Origin of the sequence: Campylobacter ureolyticus, from assembly GCF_027277485.1 — a bacterium.
GTDB classification, from domain to species: Bacteria; Campylobacterota; Campylobacteria; order Campylobacterales; family Campylobacteraceae; genus Campylobacter_B; species Campylobacter_B ureolyticus_B.
In genome coordinates this window covers 1-255 of sequence record NZ_JAPXGQ010000069.1, presented here as the reverse complement: position 1 = coordinate 255, position 255 = coordinate 1, and the positions used below count along the sequence as shown (strand labels likewise).

1 rRNA gene is annotated in these 255 nt (G+C 43.5%); it reads left to right on the top strand.

Annotated features, from left to right (window positions below):
• Positions 1–255, top strand: a 23S ribosomal RNA gene (locus tag O6B72_RS09675); the annotation flags it as partial.

The window sequence follows — 255 nt, the reverse complement described above, 5'->3', positions numbered from 1 at the left end:
AGTAATTAGAGGGGGTAGAGCACTGAATGGGCTAGGGCATACACCAATGTACCAAACCCTATCAAACTCCGAATACCTTTAATGTAATCATAGCAGTCAGGCGGCGAGTGATAAAATCCGTCGTCAAGAGGGGAACAACCCAGACTACCGACTAAGGTCCCAAAATCTTATTTAAGTGGAAAACGATGTGAAGTTACTTAAACAACCAGGAGGTTGGCTTAGAAGCAGCCATCCTTTAAAGATAGCGTAATAGCT